Source organism: Planctomycetia bacterium, assembly GCA_021413845.1.
Taxonomy (GTDB): domain Bacteria; phylum Planctomycetota; class Planctomycetia; order Pirellulales; family PNKZ01; genus PNKZ01.
In genome coordinates, this window is record JAIOPP010000152.1 from 1 (window position 1) to 15,334 (window position 15,334).

Here is a 15,334-nt window from a genome sequence, read left to right on the forward strand (position 1 = left end):
CGCTGAGCAATTGCTCGACGCGATCTGCCGCGTGACGAATGTGGAAGAGAAGTACGCCGGCCTGCCGAGCGGCACCCGCGCCACGCAGTTGCCGAGCCCTGACGTTGACAATTACTTCCTCAAGGTCTTCGGCCAGCCGGCGCGCGAAACGGCCTGCGCCTGCGAGCGAGCCGGCGAGTCGAACTTGTCGCAAGCGCTGCAAATGATCAACGGGCCGCTCGTGCATGGAAAGATTCGCGACGCGAAAAATCGGGCCCGCACCTTGGTCACCGCCGGTAAGAAGTATCCGGAAGTGATCGGCGAATTATACGTCGCGGCGTTTTCGCGCAAGCCGAGCGAACCGGAACTGAAAGCCGCGCTCGACCATATCGCCCGCTCGGCCGATCCGCAGCGCGGCCTTGAAGACGTTTGCTGGGCGATACTGAATACGAACGAGTTTTTGTTTCAACACTAAACCGCACGACGCTCTCTCGCGAGCTCCTGCTTTTTCCGATTCCATGAGGTTGCTGATGTTCTCGAACCGTCGCACGATGGCTGCTTGGGCTTTCTCCGCAATGCTGGGCTGCGCTTCTTTTGCAAGCGCGCCGGTAGCCGCCGCGGACAAGCCGAAGGAAGAGAAGAAGCCCGAGGCAACGAGCCCCGCCGTGAAGCCGGCGGAAGTAAAGAAGGAAGCTCCGAAGCCGGATGCTGCAAAGAAGGAGCCGGCGAAGGTCGAACCTGCGAAGCCTATAGCGAAGCCGGAAGCTACGAAGCCCGCTGCCGTGGCAAACCCGGCTCCCGCGAAACCGCAAGCAGCTCCCGCGGTCGTCGAGAAGAAGGAAGCGCCGAAGGTCGAGCCGGCCAAGCCTGTCGCTGCAAAACCGGAAGCGACCAAGCCCGCACCCGCTAAGACGGAAGTTGCCAAACCTGCCGCGAAGCCTGAAGCGCCAAAATCCGAACCCCCGAAGCCGGCTGTCGTTGCCAAGCCTGAGGTGAAACCCGCCGCCGCACCCGCCGCGCCGACTACCGGCAATGCCAAGCTCGTCAGCTTCAAGGCCGAGATCGCGCCGCTGTTGGTGAAGAACTGTCTCGCTTGCCACGGCGCAAGTGATCCCAAGGGAGACTACCAACTCCACACGTTCGCGCTGTTGATGAAGGCCGGCTCGGGCTCCGAGCCGCTCGTCGCCGCGGGCAAGCCCGAGAAGAGTGAGTTCTTGCGGCTGCTTACGTCTAAGGAGAAGGAAGAACGGATGCCGAAAGACGGCGACCCGCTTCCGGCCGAGCAAATCGCGTTGATCACCCGTTGGATCGCGGAAGGGGCTAAGTACGACGGCGGCGACGCCAAGGCCGAGCTCGTCTCGATCGTTCCGCGCAAGGCTCACGCGGCCCCTCCCGAGGCCTATCGCATGGCCGTGCCGGTCACGTCGCTGGCGTTCGACCCGAGCGGCAAGGAACTGGCCGCCGGCGGATACCATGAGATCACGGTTTGGAATCCGGTCGACGGCAAGCTCGTGCGGCGCATCAAAGACGTCGAGCAGCGCGTCTTCGGCCTCGCCTATTCGACCGACGGCAAGCTCTTGGCCGCCGCCGCCGGAACTCCCGGCGTCTCGGGCGAAGCGGCGTTATACGATCCCGCCAAGGGAACGCTCGTGCGTCGGTTGGGCTCGATGAGCGATGTCGCACTCGGCGTCGCCTTCTCGCCCGACGGCAAGCGACTCGCCGTCTGTTCGGCCGATCGTTCGATTCGCCTCTACGACGTCGCCTCGGGTGCCGAAACGTTGCTCATCGAAGACCATGCCGATTGGGTCATGACGGTCGCCTGGAGCGCCGACGGCACGAAGCTCGTGTCCGGTTCGCGCGATAAGACTTCGAAGCTGTTCGACGTCAAAACCGGCGACTCGATCACCACCTATCCCGGCCACGGCGAGACGGTCCTCTCGGCCGCCTTCGCACCCGACGGCAAGAGCGTCTTGACCGGCGGCTCCGACAAGAAAATCCACATTTGGAGTCCGACCGACGGCAAGAAGATCAACCAAATCGCGAGCGGCGGCGATGTCTATCGTCTGCAAATCGCCGATGGCGAAATCTGGAGTTGCTCGGGCGATAAAACCGCCAAGCGCAACAAGCTGACCGACTACGCCGCGATCGCGAGCCTGACGGGCCACGCCGATTACGTCTTCAGCCTCGCCTTAAGCTCCGCCACGAAGCGGGTCGCCACCGGCGGCTTCGACGGGGAAGTGAAAATCTGGGACACGGAAACGAACAAGCCGGTCGTCAGCTTCAGCGCCGCGCCGGGTTTGGTCGTCGCCGTTGCAACACCGGCGGCGACTCCGGTTACCCCGGCCGCTAAGAAATAAGCGCTCGTCGATTATCCGGCGACGAAGAACGGGACCGTCGCGAGCGCGGCGGCCGCGAGCCACAGCGCTGCGCGGGAGCTTCGGCCGGCGAGCAGGTCGTCGACCCGCAGGCCGACATGCACGATCGCGAGGCCCCAGATCGCGAGCAGAAACGCGGCCGTCAGCTTCCAACCTCGAACCTGCGAGGTGTAAGCCTGAGCGATCCGAACCCATTCCGCTTGCAGGTGAGCATCGAACTTCAATTGCACGTGTAGGAAGATTCGATCGGCGCCATCGACTCGGACGCGCTCTTCCCATCGTTCGCCGATGATCCGCCGCGCGAGATCTTCGTCCTTGAGCTCGACCGCGGTCGGCACCGACCCGCCGGCGGTCGCTTCATTCAAACGTTCTAAGTATTCCTGCACGGCGCTTCTCACCGCCGGCAAGACTTGCTTCTCGCACTCTTCGCGCGTGCTTTCGGGTCCGACGATCGTTTGCGTCTCATAAACTCCGTCGCGCAAGCCGGCCGGCGCGTCGACCCACGCCGGGCGATCGGCGGCCGGGGCCGTCGGCAACATCAGCAGCAACGTGAAGAGCGCGTTCATGCGAAGGTTCGCCTCGCGATACGGACGCCGCTTTTACGCGGCAGCGGAAAGGCGAACGGCAGCAAGAGCGCCGAGCCGGCGGGAACGAGCATGCCCCACGGTTGCGGAAACGGAAAGACGAGTTGCACCACGCCTGCCCAGAAGACGGCGACGAACACATCTCCCACGCGCCATCGGCTCGTCCGCTTGGGCAACGTCATGCCCCACCAATCGACCAGCAGAAACGAGAAGCCGAAGTAGCCCATGTAAGCGGGGTACGAAGGGCGACCGGAAACGTAACACTCGGGCCAACTCTCCGGTTTCACGCCGATCAAGAGCGTGCGAAACGACCCGTCCTGAAATGGAATGCCGAAACCGAGATACTCGGCATAGCCCCACGAAGCCGCGCCGGTCGCGATGCCGACGAAGAAGAACATCAAGCGTCGGCTCGCAGACTCGCGGTCGAGATAACGGACTCCTTTAATGACGAGGGTCGTCAGCGCGACGGCCGTAAAAGTCGTGGCCGAAGCCCAGAGATAGGTCGTCGTTTCCGGCTGATCGACAAGCAGCAACAACAGCAAACGGACGACGATCAGCGACGCTCCGAACAAGAGCAAGAGAGAACCGGTCGCGTCGATGGCGAACGGACGGAGCGCCGGCCGGTCGTTCGCCTCGACCGGAACGATCACTTGCGTGACGCGCTCGTCGTCGGCGATGACGACGGCCCGCGCTTTCCGACCGATGGCGAGCGTGAGCCCGACGACCGCACCGATCGCAACGACGGAGACCACTCCGAGGGCCGCAAGTTTCCTGCCGGAGATCGATGGAGCGCTCGGCGTCGAGAGCTGCGGCAAGCGGGCGCGAGCCGGATCAAGCTTCACCAAAGCTTCGTATTCCGCTCGTTCGGCAATCGCGAGTTGCTTCGAGCGCTCCGCATTTCGGATCCCGACGAAGGTCATCATGAGCAGACATAACACGAAAGCGCACGCGGAAACGACGGCGATCGCTCGACGGCCGAAGCGGCCCGGCGCCTCCCGGCCCGGAAACGCCTCGGTGGCACGTAGCGATAAGCGCTTGCCGTCGGCGAGCCCTTCGCCGGAGGCATCGCTACGGCGTAAATGATTACGAACGAACAAGAAGGCCGATGCGCCCCCCGTCAACAGGACCGCCAGCGCCGCAATCGAGAAGAACCACGGCACCGATTGGAGCACATGCCCGAGCTTGAATACGCTGCCGAGGACGAGCGCCACGACGATCGCCGGCCCGATGCTTTTGCGCATAAATCGCTCGGGACCGGCGCTGCGCGGCCCAGGCTTCAGCATCGTCTCCAGAGACCTTCGCCGCGCCGGACGAGCTCCGAGCGAGGTCGGATCGGCCGCTAAGGATTTCTTCGGAGCGGTAGCGACGAGCGCGGCGGCATCCGTCGTCGGGTCGATCGAATGCAAAAACGCTTCGACCGTTTTCGGCCGTTGTTCCGGGTCTTTCTTCAACGCCGCGCCGATGGCCGAGCGATACGGTTCCGCCAGCGGCGTCAGGTCGGGCTCAGCGAGCAGATGCTTCATCAAGATCTCGCCGACGCTCTCGCCGTCGAACGGCAGCCGACCCGTCAACAACTCGTAGAAGAGAATGCCGAGTGCGTAGATATCGATCTGCTTGCCGTAGCGTCCGTTGGCGATCTCGGGAGCCATGTAGTGAACCGTGCCGACGCTTTCGGTCTGTCCGCTTCGCCGGCTCGAAGAGATGAACTTCGAGAGCCCGTAGTCGCCGATTTTGACGAAGCCGTTTTCGACGAAGATATTCGCGGGTTTCAAATCGCGATGCACGATCCCCGCTTGATGCAGATAGCCGACGCCGGCACCGATGCCCCGGAGGATCGCGATCGCTTCGGCCGGCGGCATCCCCTCGGCGGAGCGCTCGATGATGTCGGTCAGTCGCTCGCCGGCGACGTATTCCATGACGATCCAATGGTTCTCTTCGGCGTCGACTCGAACGTCGTACAATGCGATGAGGTTCGGATGCTTCACGTTCAAGCATTGCATCACGCCGCGCAATTCGACTTCCAGATTGCGGCGCACGAGCTTGAGCGCCACATCCTTGCCGGCATCGCTCACGGCATAGTAGACCTCGCCGAAGCCTCCCTGACCGAGCCCTCGTTTGATCACGTAGCCGGCCAGCACGCGCGAACCGGGGCCATGCGTATAGGCCGGCCCGCGCGCCGCGGGAGCGCGCGCGGTGAGATTGCGCGAAGCCGGATTCTGCGGCTCGTCGCGCGCTGCGGGATTCGAAGGATCGGGTTGCACGGGATTCATAACGGCAGCGAGCGGAAGAAGCGTTCGAAGCTACGAAACTCGACTACGGGAGCGGTTCCAATTGCAGCGAAAAGTCGTCGGCGCGGATCCGCGCCGCGTGGTGGATCGTGACGGTGCCCGACGTGCGAGCACCGTCGACATCATACGAACCGTCGGCGCGAAACACCAAGGAGCCGTCGGGCCTGCGGTGTAAGACCAACGTGCGAGGCCAAGCGGGAGCCGACAGATGCGCATCGTTTTCGGGTCCGATCAGGCAGGTATCGGCAAGCAGCAGAATGCCGTCGGCATGGGGTTGCAGACGGTGCGAGCTAGCCGGATCGAGCCGCGCCGTCAGACCGAACGATTGCGGAAAGCGAAACGTCCAGCGCGGGCCTCGTCCCGGCTCGTCGCCGAGTTCGAGCAGAGCGCCGTCGCCGACCCAAGTCGACTCTTGCACCACGGCCCCGTCGACGAAACAGCCCTTCTTCAACGGGCGGAAGCGATAATGCTCGCCGACGCGTGCGAGTTCGGCATGCCGACGAGAGACGTCGGCCATCACCGCGATATCGACCTCGCTCCGCTCGCTCGAAAGCGAGGTCACGGATGGCAAGAAGGGGCGAACCGTCGACGACGGCCGTCCGAAGACGACCGCCGCCCGTTCGCAAACCAAATAGCCCCCGACGCCGTCGATCCACAGCATGAAGCGAGCTGAAGTAGGGAGCACGGCATTCATGATCGCAGCGGCTCTCGAATCGACGGTAAAGGGTTCATACCCGATCTTAGCGCTTCGTAACCGCCGCTTCGGCCGGAGCTTCGGTCGGAGCATCTTCGAGCGAGATCGCGACGATGTCGGACTTCGCTTGAGCGGTTTGCGGAGCGTTGAAGTAGGCGGTCACTTGTTCGACGATATCGCGGCTCGCGATGTCGCCGAGGGGAATTTCGTCGAGCGGTTTCGTTTCCGCGGCGACGAGCCTCTCGGAGACATCGAGACGGGCTTTGAGTCCGGCGATCAATTGCTTCGTCCGGCTGAGGCGGCCGTCGTCGAGGCAAAGGCTGCTCGTCGTTTGGGCCGCTTCGACCATCTTCAAGCGCGAATCCAATTGCTCGATCTCGACTTCTAGTTGCTTCTTCGCGGCGAGCATGCCGTTCATCTTATCATGAGCCGCCCGCAAACTCTGCTCGCGAGCCGTGTGCATTTTACGCAAGTTGTCGAGCGTTTCGTCTCCCGTCTTACGCCGCTCGAAGCGGCGTGCGAGATCGGTCTTCACGGCCTCGGGCGTATACGACTTGCCGGCATACTTGAGCGGCGTCGTGCCGCCGGCGGCGAGATCGTTTTTCAAGCGGAGAATATCGGCCGCATCCTTCTCGCGAACTTTCTCTTGCCGCTGGATTTCGCTCGTCAGCTGACCGAGTGCCGCCTCTTCTTGCGCGATCGCGACCATGTTCTTGCGGACCTCGGGAATGAGATCGTTCAGCATGGTCCTGGCCCGACGAATCTCGAAGTCGAGCGGCACCGACGACTGCACGGACTCGCGCACTCCGTCGACCGATGTTTTGACGTAACTCCAACAGTTCTTTCCCAATACGCCGAAGGTCATCAGCGTGCCGACGACGAACATTCCGACAAACTTGTGGCTCATAAAATCCCTCGCCCGGTTGAATTCCCCATTTTGCCCCCGGCCGAACGAAATGCACGGCCCCGGAGAGTTGTTCGCCGGCGGGATGCCGATCTTGGAAAAAATTCGGAGAGAATTTTCAGCACGCTTTTTCAGCGTCGACGTGGGCGGTCCATCATGAACAGGCCGGCCACCATGAGGCCGACGCCGGCAATCAGCGCCGAAGTCGAGGGCTCGTGAAAATAGAAGACGCCGGCGAGGGCCGCCAGCGCCGTTTGCGAAGCATTCACCACGTTGACATACGCGACCGGGATCAGATGAAACGCCTTCGTCAGTAGAAAAAACGCCACGGCATTGAAGATGCCGGCCCAGAGCATGACCTGAAAATCGTGCGAGGAGGTCGCTAAGATCCCGTCGATGCCGAGCCGCGCGACGGAAAACCAGCCGAGGCTGGTAACTCCGGCAATGCTAATCACGAGCAACACCGGTGCCGAGGCGGCCCCGCCGGTCACCATGCGGCGAATGGCGACCCCGAGGACCGCGTAGGCGATGCCGGAAAAGCAGACGACGCCGATCGCCACGCCGACCCAAAACGGCGTATAAGCGACCGTCTCATCGGGCTGTCGCGCTCGCGCCGCCTCGGCATGCATTCCCAACAACACGATCGAGACGCAAAGCGTCGCGATTGCGACGACCGAGCGCGGAGTGATCCCTTCGCCGAGCCAGAAGCGCCCCAAGAGCGCCCCGCCGACTAAGATCATGCTGAACGTCAGCGGCACGGCCGCCGCCAGGCCGACGATTCCCAAGCCCCATTGAAACGCGACGTTGCCGCCGATGTGCGCGAGCAGGCCCGTGAGCGTGAGCCAGAACCAACTCTTAGCGCTCAGCGCCATCGGCCGTCCGCGAGTCCGATCCCAGCCGACGATCACGCCGGCGAGAACGAGCGTCGGCACCGCTTTGAGACAGGCGATCCAATAGGGATCGAGGTTCGATTCCGACGCCGCCTTCAAACACATGTTCGTCACGGTATAGAGGACCGCCGAGACGAGCGCGAGAATCGTGCCGAGCAGCACGTCGCGCGTGTGCCGCGCATGAGCGGCGGCTTCGATCTCGACGGCAGTCTCGGGCTCGTTGCGATTTCGTTCGGAGTTGCTCAAGAGAGCTCGTCCGGCTGCGGCCACGAGGGGTTCAAGAACCGGCCGTTTTCGCTGATGAGCTCGTCGTCGACGAAGATGCGGCCGCCGTGGCGCAGATCGCAAACCATGTCCCAATGCAGGCCCGAATCGTTCTTGCCGCCGGTCTCGGGATACGAACTGCCGACTGCGGCGTGGAACGTGCCGCCGATTTTTTCGTCGAACAGCGTGTTCTTCGTATACCGCTTCACCGAGTAGTTCGTGCCGATCGCGATCTCGCCGAGTACGCGTGCGCCGGGATCTTGATCGAGCATAGCGATAAGAAACTCCGCCCCCTTCGAGGCCGACGCGTCGACGACTTTGCCGCCGCGAAACGTCAGCCGGATGCCGTCGCACTCGCGGCCGCCGTGGACCGCGGGGAAGCTGTAGCAAATCGTTCCTTCGACGGCGTCTTCGATCGGACCGGTGAAGACTTCACCGTCGGGAAAGTTTTCGTGCCCATCGCAATTGACCCAGCGCCGACCTGCGACGGCGAGCCGGATATCGGTCCCTTGCGGCGTGACGAAGCGAATCTCTTTTTTATCTTGCAGGTAATCGGCCAGCCGCTGCTGCCGCTCGCTCACGGCGCGCCACGCGGCGGCCGGGTCGTCGAAATGCAGCAATCCGGCTGCGAAGACGAAGCGCTCGTACGCGGCCAGCGACATCTCGGCATCTTGCGCGGCGGCATGGCAAGGAAACTGCGTACCACACCAGCGCAGCTTCCCTTCGGCGGCGCGCTGAAAGAATTTCGCCATCATCGGCCTGCGGCTCTGCCCGGCGAGCGCTTGCCGCGAGGCATCGATCTCGCTCAACGCTTTCGTATTGTCCTCGCCCCATAAGCTGATCGACACGTCGATCGCGTCGACCATGAACAGCTCGACGGGATTGGCGAACAGCAATTGCTCGTCCGAGGCTTCAAGCAAGCGGGTCTCTTGGCATTCGTCGAACGTAACGTTGAAGAACGGATGCCCGCCGGCTTTCACGACGGCCCGATAGAGCGCAGCCAGCAGCGGCCGCCCGACGACCGGCCCGGCGAGGCGTACCAAGTCGCCGCGCTTCACCTGCGTGGAATAGTTGACGATGACGTCGGCGAGTTTGTCGTAGCGAGGGTCGGTCATGAGGTTCGTAAGGGAAAGAGCGCGCCGACGGCTACCTTGCGGGCGTGGCTCTCCCCCAAACGGGCGTGCATCTGCGGGTATCCACGATTTGACGATTCTCCCTGAGCGAACTAGGTTTGACTAGAGACCTTATTCGCCCCCCGACATGCCTGGAAGGAGTTCGGACCGATGCTTAGCTTGCTCCGAAACCTTCGCTCGCGCATCTTCCGCTCGCGCACGAACCGGCTCATTCACGACGAGCAGGGGGCGACCGCCGTAGAATACGCCGTGATGCTGGCGTTGATTCTGTTGACGTGCTTGGCGTCGATCGTCGCCGTCGGCAACGCAACTTCTAGTTCGTTGTCCAACACGAACACCCGACTGAACAACGTCGGCTTCGGTTCCTAAGCGCCGTTGCTTCGAAGCCTTGTGCTTACGGTCGGCGAAACCGATCGTAGAACAGCAGCGCCGCCACTGTCTTCGAGTCTTCGATCTCCCCCCGCTGGAGCATCGCCAGCGCTTCGTCCCAACCGACGACCCAATTCTCGATCTCCTCCCCCGCCTCCCGGTGGGCATCGCCGAGGGTTAGGTCGGTCGCGACGAAGACGTGCATCCGCTCGTTTTGAATCCCGGGCGACATAAAGAACTTCGTGAGCGGCTCCATCTTGCCGGCCGTGTAACCGGTTTCTTCGATGAGCTCGCGGCGCGCCGTCTCAAGCGGGGGTTCGTTCGGCTCCAAGGTCCCCGCCGGCACTTCGATCAACGTCTTTTCCACGGCCACGCGAAAGTTACGAATCAGACATACATGGTCCGCATCGACCATCGGGATGACCGCGACCGCGCCGGGATGCACGACCACTTCGCGCTCCAACTTCGCACCGGCAGCGGTCGTTTGCTTCCTTCGCACGACGCGAAATCGCCGACATTCGAGTAACAATTCGTCGTCTGCCATCGAATCACCTCTTTGTTTGATCGTCGCCGATTCTCTTGGTAGGATAGCTCTGACGAATCGGCTCTCCAAGCCGGTCAGGCCGATCCCCGTTTTCTCTTCAGACGCGGCGCCTCGTTCGCCGTGCGTTCAGCCATGCGTGATTTGCTGAGCTGGAACGTTTCGCTAGGCCGTTGGGCCGACGTACAGGTACGACTGCACGTTTCGTTCCTCGTGCTCATCGTCGCCGTGTTGCATCTCAGCACCGCGCCGAACGACGCACGCATCGCCGTACCGACCATCGCCGGCCTCACCGTGCTGCTGCTCAGCGTCATCGCTCACGAATGCGGCCACTGTCTCGCGGCCTGGAAGTCGGGCGGCCGGATCGATCATGTCTTGCTCGCTCCTTGGGGCGGGCTGACGTATCTATGCCCTTCGCGGAATTGGCGCGTCGAGCTTGCGATCGCCTTGGTGGGCCCGGCCGTCAACTTGGCGATTTGTCTTGCCGCGACTCTCACACTAGTCGGGCTCGGCGCACCCGTCGGTGCCAATTTCCATCCGTTCGCGCTGCCGCCGTTGCACGACGAGATGACGGCGATCGATCTCTTCTCGCTGATCGCTTGGATCAACTGGCTGATCTTGCTGGTGAATCTGTTGCCGGCGTACCCGCTCGATGGGGCTCGCGCGCTGCGCGCCGTGGTGCGGCCTCGCTTCGGCTTTCGTACGGCGGTCGTCTTGTCGTGGCGAACCGGTATTTTCACCTCGGCCTGTCTGATTCTCGCCGCTTGGGCCCTGCCCGTCTCGTTCGAGAAGGCTGCGCTCGCCTGTAGTTTGCTCGGTATCTTTTTGTATTTCAGTAGTCGTCAAGAAGCGCAACGCCTGCACGAGGCCGATGCCGGCGACGACGAAGATCCGTTCGGCGACGCCGTCGACGAGCATGGCCGAGGCGGCGGAATCGACAATCCGCTCCGTCGCTGGTTCGAGCGCCGGCGAAGGTTGCGCATCGCCCAGCGAGCCCGGCAAGAACGCGACGAAGAATCGCGAGCCGACGACATCTTGGCTCGGCTCCATACGCTGGGTCCGCAAGCTCTGAGCGCCGACGACAAGGCCATCCTGCAGCGCGTCAGCGAGCGTTATCGGCAGCGCCAACAAGGCTGATCGCGAAGGCGTGTGCCAAGCCTGGCCGCCCTGCATTCTCTTCGCGCGAAGATCGCTCGCGCGAGCGCTCCGCTTGTAACGACCGTAGCGATTATCGGCGATCGCCTGCTCGCCGATCGCTCAAGAAATCGGCATTCTTCAGGTTCCATTTCGCGTGTTGCGGAGTTCCGCTCATGACCTAGAGTTGCATGGTCCGTTCCCTATCTCTCGTCGAATGTCCTTTTGGGGCAGCAACTCGTGACAGCAACCGTCATCGACACCTTCGTTCCGGTCGAATCCGCTGCCGAACGTGCGAAGCGTTCGGAAGTAGAGCAACATCGTGCGCAGCAATACTGCGCCGATCTGGCGAAGCGCTTTCAATCGCAGTTCGACATCATCGACCTCGCGACCGGAGAAGTTTTCGCCGGCCGCGCGCTGATGACGGCTGCCTTCGACGAATGCGCCGAGCAATGCCGCCGCGCCGTCGCGCACGACCGCCCGGAGCTGGTCGGCCGTAACGAGAACGCTTGGCTCGTCATTTTGCCGCTCGGGCGACAAGGCCTCAACGACTGGATCGCGATCGGCGAAGCCTCTTCTTCCGACGAGCGACTGCTGACCGCGATGGCCGAGATGTTCGTCGAAAGCGTGCAAGCCCGCCGCCGCATGCACGACCTGCAAGAAGAGTCGCGCAAGCTTTCGGCGCATATCGGCGCTACGTTCGAAGAAATCACGCTCATCTACCGACTCACGCAGAGCCTCTCCATTTCGCATAGCCCGCAAGATATCGGCGCGCAGGCACTCGAACGATTGCACGAAGTGATCGCCGCCGAAGGGTTAGCCATTTACTACAACTTCGCGTTCGATGAAGAGCTCTTCAAACACGGCGGCGAAGAGCAACCGATCTTCATCGTGCAAGGGAACGTGCCGACTACGGTCGATCGGTTCACGAAGCTTTCGGCGATCGTCGGCGAGGCCGATTCGCTCCGTCCGTACATCGCTAACCACGGCATCCCCAACGACGACGGCTCGTTCGACGACGTGCGGCAGCTCGTCATGGTTCCGCTACGCGAAGGGGAGCGGCTGTTCGGATGGCTCGCGGCCTTCAATCACAAAGACTCGCGCGAGTTCGGCAGCTCCGAAGCGAACTTGCTCGCCTCGATCGGCACGATCCTCGGCATCCACAGCGGCAACATCGACTTGTACAAACAACAAGCCGACCTCTTCGCCGGCACCGTGCGCACGATGAGCTCCGCGATCGACGCGAAAGACCCGTACACGCGCGGCCATAGCGATCGCGTGGCCCGCGTCTCGGTGCGATTGGCGCAAGCGCTCGGCTGCGACGACACCACGCTCCGCACGCTGTACCTCGCCGGCCTGTTGCACGACGTCGGCAAGATCGGCATCGACGACGGCGTGCTGCGCAAGCCCGGCAAGCTTACCGACGGCGAATACGAACACATCAAGACCCACGTCGAGATCGGCTACCGCATCCTCCGCGGGCTCAAGAAGATGGGCCATCTGCTCCCCGTGGTCTTGCACCACCACGAATCTTGGGACGGCAAGGGCTACCCCTTCGGCCTCGCCGGCACGAACATCCCGTATCTCGCTCGGATCGTCGCCGTGGCCGATGCCTACGATGCGATGGCGAGCGACCGTCCGTATCGCAAAGGGATGGAAGACGAAAAGCTCGACGCGATCTTCCGCAACGGGGCCGGTAAGCAATGGGACCCGGACGTCGTCGATGCGTTCTTCCGCGTGCGTGAAGACATCCGTCAGATTTCCATGCGTAATCCCGACCCGATCGACACCCTCGCGGTAGAATGGCGCCATTAAGTTCTCCGGCGTTCGACGGCGAGGCACGACTCGGGCATGGCGCGTGAAGAAGAAGACAAAGAAGATCTCCTGCGCGAGGCGACCGCGCTGGTCGAGCGCGTCGAGTTGCTGGATGCCTCACACGAAGGGGAGCCGCACTCGATCGTCGTCGGCTTCCGTCGCGACGGTGCCGCGAGCTACTTCTTCGGTTCCGATCCGGTCTATCAGTTCAACACCCGTCGCGAGCTGCGCCGCGGTTTCCATTCCGGCAAGTTGCTCAAGGCCGAGCGGGGCCGGCTCGTCGAGCTGACCCGTACGCGCACCGAGACCGAAACGGGGTTGGAACGGCGCGAGCTTTCCGAAGAGCACATGGGCGAGCTTCTCGACGACATCCGCCTTCGCCTGAGCGCTTTGGTCGCCCACTGGCTGCGCAACGGCTACTCGCTCGTCGGCCAAGTTCCGGCGGGAACGGACGTGATGAAGCGCGTGATCGCCGAGACGGAAGCGATCTTGCTGGAGGATATCGTTGTGGCCGATTCGCCGGGACTGCGGTGAACTTGTTAGGCGTTCAATAAAAAAAGCCCCGGCAATTCGCCGAGGCCCTTTGGGCTATTTCGATTTCGTTTCGTGTCGGCGAGAGCTATGCCGCGCGGCGGCCTTTGCGAAAGAAGCCGATTCCTTCGAGCGATTTATAGACCTCTTCCAAAGTCTTTTCGCCGAAGTTGGAGATGCTCAATAGGTCGTCGCGCGTGCTGTTCAAGAGGTCGCGCACCGTGAAGATCCCCTTCTCTTCCAAGCAGTTGGTCGTCCGGACGGTGAGGCCGATTTCGGCCGTGCTCATTTCGAGCTTCTCTTGCATGCCGCGGGCTTCTTCTTCGGCGGCGCGGAGACGAATGCGTGTCATCTTAGGGGGTCCCTCCCGTGTGAAACGTGGCGTTGTTCTGTAGCGTGCGTCGGGGCCGATACTCCCTTGCCCGCGGCACAAGCGAAGTATAACGAAAGCGGTAGGAAAGCCGCGAGAAAACTTAAGTTTTTGCGTGCCGGCGACGCTAGCAGCGAATGCAAAAGTCAAAATGCAAAATGCAGAACGCCGGACTTCGCCGTTTTGCATTTTGCCTTCTCACTTCTAACTTTCTCAAAGCCCCGTCGCTAAACGCAACGCGACTCGGCACGCGCTCTGAAACGCTTCGATGTCGAGCCGTTCCTTATTCGTATGCACGTCCATCTGGCCGCAGCCCATCGTCACGGTCGGCACTCCGTGCAGCGTGAGCCAATTGGCGTCGAGGCCGCCGTTGCTGATCGCGCGCAGCGGCGTGAGCCCGACCGCGGCGACTGCCCGCTCGGCGGCCAACACGCAGGCTTCGTTCTCTTTCAACTCAAACGATTCGTAATCGAGCCGATGTTCGATCGCCACGCTGCCGCATGCCCCGTCGACGCTGCGCACTTCGTCGCAGGCGTTGCGAAAGGCTTCGCAGATCGTGTCGAGAATCAAGCGGCGGAACTTAGGATCGTGGCTCCGGCATTCGGCCCTGAGGTCGACGCGCTCGGTAATGACGTTCGTCGCGTCGCCGCCCCGCACGACCCCGACGTTGCTGGTGCCGCGATAGCCGTCGCGCTCGATGAGGCCGAGCCAACCGTGCTGATGGAGCTTGGCGATCGCCAACGCAGCGATCGTGATCGCGCTGACGCCTCGCTCCGGCGCGTTGCCCGCATGGGCGGCCAAGCCGGTAATCGCGATTTCCAAGCGAAACGCGCCGGTCGCGCCGATGGTAATCTTCGAGGCCGCCCCGCCGTCCCAGTTGAAAGCCAACTCCGGTTTCCCGAGCACGCCGAGATTGCAGTACCTGACGCCGAACAGGCCAACCTCTTCCTGCACCGGCCAGAAGAACGTCAGCGGCGGGTGCGGCAACTTGCGGCGCAAGATCTCGAGCGCGGCGGTCAACACGACGGCGCAACCTCCCCGATCGTCGGCTCCGAGACCGGTCGTCTTATCGGCCGACTCGACGAATTTGCCGACCACGGTCGGTTTGCAGCCGACGCACAGCGGCACCGTGTCCATGTGCGCCATCAACAGCCGTCGCGGACCGGGCGACGTGCCGGGCAAGCGGAAGACGAGATTGCCGACCTCTCCCCCGAGCGGCGAGCGAGTCGGAGCGTCGTCGGTTTCGATGTCGGCGGCATTCGCACCAGCGGCGATCAGCTCCGAGCGGATCAACTCGACGACCCGCCCTTCTTCGCCGCTCCGCCCTCGCAAAGCCATCAACCGCAGCACCAGTTCCAAAGCCTTGTTCGCATCCGGTTCGACGTTGCCGGTGGAAACTCGAGGGCCTGAATTCGAAGTAGACATGATTCACCGCCTGAGATCGAGAAGGTGCGAACGGGGTC

General features: G+C 62.6%; 15 protein-coding genes. 6 read left to right on the forward strand and 9 right to left on the reverse strand.

Annotation, left to right across the window (positions count from 1 at the left end; genetic code table 11):
• Together K8U03_25100 and K8U03_25105 are read left to right on the forward strand one after the other, a co-directional pair.
• Positions 1-454 (forward strand): DUF1553 domain-containing protein (locus tag K8U03_25100; protein ID MCE9608176.1); only part of this gene is annotated, 454 nt, incomplete at its 5' end.
• Between the two features lie 76 nt (positions 455-530).
• Positions 531-2,336, forward strand: coding sequence for a hypothetical protein (locus tag K8U03_25105; GenBank protein MCE9608177.1), 1,806 nt, complete (start codon positions 531-533; stop codon positions 2,334-2,336).
• Positions 2,337-2,347: 11 nt separating this feature from the next.
• On the opposite strand, the gene K8U03_25110 is transcribed toward K8U03_25105, so the two are convergent.
• The 6 genes from K8U03_25110 to K8U03_25135 form a co-directional block, all read right to left on the reverse strand.
• Entirely contained in the window at positions 2,348-2,920 is a 573-nt protein-coding gene (locus K8U03_25110; GenBank protein MCE9608178.1) for a hypothetical protein, read from the reverse strand.
• Positions 2,917-5,208, reverse strand: a complete 2,292-nt coding sequence (locus tag K8U03_25115; protein MCE9608179.1) for a serine/threonine protein kinase — start codon at positions 5,206-5,208, stop codon at positions 2,917-2,919. The genes K8U03_25110 and K8U03_25115 overlap by 4 nt, the downstream gene beginning before the upstream one ends.
• 43 nt (positions 5,209-5,251) lie before the next feature.
• Positions 5,252-5,920, reverse strand: coding sequence for a hypothetical protein (locus tag K8U03_25120; protein ID MCE9608180.1), 669 nt, complete (start codon positions 5,918-5,920; stop codon positions 5,252-5,254).
• A gap of 46 nt (positions 5,921-5,966) precedes the next feature.
• Positions 5,967-6,827, reverse strand: a complete 861-nt coding sequence (locus K8U03_25125; protein MCE9608181.1) for a hypothetical protein — start codon at positions 6,825-6,827, stop codon at positions 5,967-5,969.
• Between the two features lie 128 nt (positions 6,828-6,955).
• Positions 6,956-7,960, reverse strand: coding sequence for a DMT family transporter (locus K8U03_25130; protein MCE9608182.1), 1,005 nt, complete (start codon positions 7,958-7,960; stop codon positions 6,956-6,958).
• Positions 7,957-9,093 carry an aminopeptidase gene (locus tag K8U03_25135; GenBank protein MCE9608183.1) on the reverse strand — a complete coding sequence of 379 codons (1,137 nt, stop codon included), beginning with the start codon at positions 9,091-9,093 and terminating at the stop codon, positions 7,957-7,959. The genes K8U03_25130 and K8U03_25135 overlap by 4 nt, the downstream gene beginning before the upstream one ends.
• A gap of 201 nt (positions 9,094-9,294) precedes the next feature.
• Between K8U03_25135 and K8U03_25140 the strand changes: the two genes are divergently transcribed.
• Positions 9,295-9,480 carry a Flp family type IVb pilin gene (locus K8U03_25140; GenBank protein MCE9608184.1) on the forward strand — a complete coding sequence of 62 codons (186 nt, stop codon included), beginning with the start codon at positions 9,295-9,297 and terminating at the stop codon, positions 9,478-9,480.
• Between the two features lie 25 nt (positions 9,481-9,505).
• Here K8U03_25140 and K8U03_25145 read toward each other — a convergent pair whose 3' ends face one another.
• Positions 9,506-10,024, reverse strand: a complete 519-nt coding sequence (locus tag K8U03_25145) for an NUDIX hydrolase (protein ID MCE9608185.1) — start codon at positions 10,022-10,024, stop codon at positions 9,506-9,508.
• Positions 10,025-10,156: 132 nt separating this feature from the next.
• Here K8U03_25145 and K8U03_25150 point away from each other — a divergent pair, with 132 nt between their 5' ends.
• The 3 genes from K8U03_25150 to K8U03_25160 all read left to right on the forward strand — a co-directional run bounded on the left by K8U03_25150 (position 10,157) and on the right by K8U03_25160 (position 13,504).
• Positions 10,157-11,158: a hypothetical protein gene (locus tag K8U03_25150; protein ID MCE9608186.1), complete on the forward strand. Its 1,002-nt coding sequence runs from the start codon at positions 10,157-10,159 to the stop codon at positions 11,156-11,158.
• A gap of 237 nt (positions 11,159-11,395) precedes the next feature.
• The gene (locus K8U03_25155) at positions 11,396-12,970 is read left to right on the forward strand and encodes an HD domain-containing protein (GenBank protein ID MCE9608187.1); all 1,575 of its coding nucleotides are present in this window, start codon (positions 11,396-11,398) and stop codon (positions 12,968-12,970) included.
• Positions 12,971-13,006: 36 nt separating this feature from the next.
• Positions 13,007-13,504 (forward strand): hypothetical protein, encoded by a 498-nt coding sequence (locus K8U03_25160; protein MCE9608188.1) that lies wholly within the window; start codon positions 13,007-13,009, stop codon positions 13,502-13,504.
• Between the two features lie 85 nt (positions 13,505-13,589).
• On the opposite strand, the gene K8U03_25165 is transcribed toward K8U03_25160, so the two are convergent.
• Both K8U03_25165 and K8U03_25170 read right to left on the reverse strand, forming a co-directional pair.
• Entirely contained in the window at positions 13,590-13,853 is a 264-nt protein-coding gene (locus K8U03_25165) for a DNA-directed RNA polymerase subunit alpha (GenBank protein MCE9608189.1), read from the reverse strand.
• Positions 13,854-14,084: 231 nt separating this feature from the next.
• Positions 14,085-15,296 carry a M20/M25/M40 family metallo-hydrolase gene (locus K8U03_25170; GenBank protein MCE9608190.1) on the reverse strand — a complete coding sequence of 404 codons (1,212 nt, stop codon included), beginning with the start codon at positions 15,294-15,296 and terminating at the stop codon, positions 14,085-14,087.
• Positions 15,297-15,334: the final 38 nt, after the last annotated feature.

Excerpts from the sequence above, each read along its gene's own strand:
- K8U03_25110 (MCE9608178.1), bottom strand. The coding sequence starts at position 2,920 with ATGAACGCGCTCTTCACGTTGCTGCTGATGTTGCCGACGGCCCCGGCC.
- K8U03_25115 (MCE9608179.1), bottom strand. The coding sequence starts at position 5,208 with ATGAATCCCGTGCAACCCGATCCTTCGAATCCCGCAGCGCGCGACGAG.
- K8U03_25145 (MCE9608185.1), bottom strand. The coding sequence starts at position 10,024 with ATGGCAGACGACGAATTGTTACTCGAATGTCGGCGATTTCGCGTCGTG.
- K8U03_25125 (MCE9608181.1), bottom strand. The coding sequence starts at position 6,827 with ATGAGCCACAAGTTTGTCGGAATGTTCGTCGTCGGCACGCTGATGACC.
- K8U03_25120 (MCE9608180.1), bottom strand. The coding sequence starts at position 5,920 with ATGAATGCCGTGCTCCCTACTTCAGCTCGCTTCATGCTGTGGATCGAC.
- K8U03_25135 (MCE9608183.1), bottom strand. The coding sequence starts at position 9,093 with ATGACCGACCCTCGCTACGACAAACTCGCCGACGTCATCGTCAACTAT.
- K8U03_25170 (MCE9608190.1), bottom strand. The coding sequence starts at position 15,296 with ATGTCTACTTCGAATTCAGGCCCTCGAGTTTCCACCGGCAACGTCGAA.
- K8U03_25160 (MCE9608188.1), top strand. The coding sequence starts at position 13,007 with ATGGCGCGTGAAGAAGAAGACAAAGAAGATCTCCTGCGCGAGGCGACC.
- K8U03_25165 (MCE9608189.1), bottom strand. The coding sequence starts at position 13,853 with ATGACACGCATTCGTCTCCGCGCCGCCGAAGAAGAAGCCCGCGGCATG.
- K8U03_25105 (MCE9608177.1), top strand. The coding sequence starts at position 531 with ATGGCTGCTTGGGCTTTCTCCGCAATGCTGGGCTGCGCTTCTTTTGCA.
- K8U03_25150 (MCE9608186.1), top strand. The coding sequence starts at position 10,157 with ATGCGTGATTTGCTGAGCTGGAACGTTTCGCTAGGCCGTTGGGCCGAC.